The organism is Rossellomorea vietnamensis, assembly GCF_001305855.1.
In the GTDB taxonomy this organism is placed as follows: domain Bacteria; phylum Bacillota; class Bacilli; order Bacillales; family Bacillaceae_B; genus Rossellomorea; species Rossellomorea vietnamensis_A.
The window spans coordinates 1-731 of record NZ_LIXZ01000063.1 but is presented as its reverse complement, the minus strand read 5'-3'; the positions used below and the strand labels follow the sequence as shown (position 1 = coordinate 731).

At 45.4% G+C, this 731-nt stretch carries 2 rRNA genes; both read right to left on the bottom strand.

Annotated features, from left to right (window positions below):
• A 23S ribosomal RNA gene (locus AM506_RS21715) occupies window positions 1–228 on the bottom strand; the annotation flags it as partial.
• 316 nt (window positions 229–544) lie between these two features.
• Window positions 545–731, bottom strand: a 16S ribosomal RNA gene (locus tag AM506_RS21710); the annotation flags it as partial.

The following is a 731-nucleotide window of genomic DNA, read 5'->3' as shown; positions in this document are numbered from 1 at the left end:
TGCTTTCTCTTCCTCCAGGTACTTAGATGTTTCAGTTCCCTGGGTCTGCCTTCCATACTCTATGTATTCAAGTAAGGATATTGTTCCATTACGAACAATGGGTTCCCCCATTCGGAAATCTCTGGATCAAAGCTCACTTACAGCTCCCCAAAGCATATCGGTGTTAGTCCCGTCCTTCGTCGGCTCCTAGTGCCAAGGCATCCACCGTGCGCCCTTCATAACTTAACCTAAATTTTGCTTTATCAGCTTCGAATCTCTTCGTCAGCTTCAGTCGTTCACATCCTCACGCACGCTAAGTGCGCTCCGGTGTTCACTCCTTCGCTTCCTCGACCTTCTCGCTACTAAATCAAAATTTGATCACTTACTAATTAAGGTTTAAAACCTAAAATGGCGATACTCGGTAATTTCTTGACTATCAATTTATCTTTATCTAGTTTTCAAAGAACAATCATTTGTCTCGTTAGAGACAAAAAGTTTTGATGGTTAAACCATCAAAACTGAACAAAACTTCGACGTGTCAAACGTTTTAGTAAATCTTCCTTAGAAAGGAGGTGATCCAGCCGCACCTTCCGATACGGCTACCTTGTTACGACTTCACCCCAATCATCTGTCCCACCTTAGGCGGCTGGCTCCAAAAGGTTACCTCACCGACTTCGGGTGTTACAAACTCTCGTGGTGTGACGGGCGGTGTGTACAAGGCCCGGGAACGTATTCACCGCGGCATGCTGATC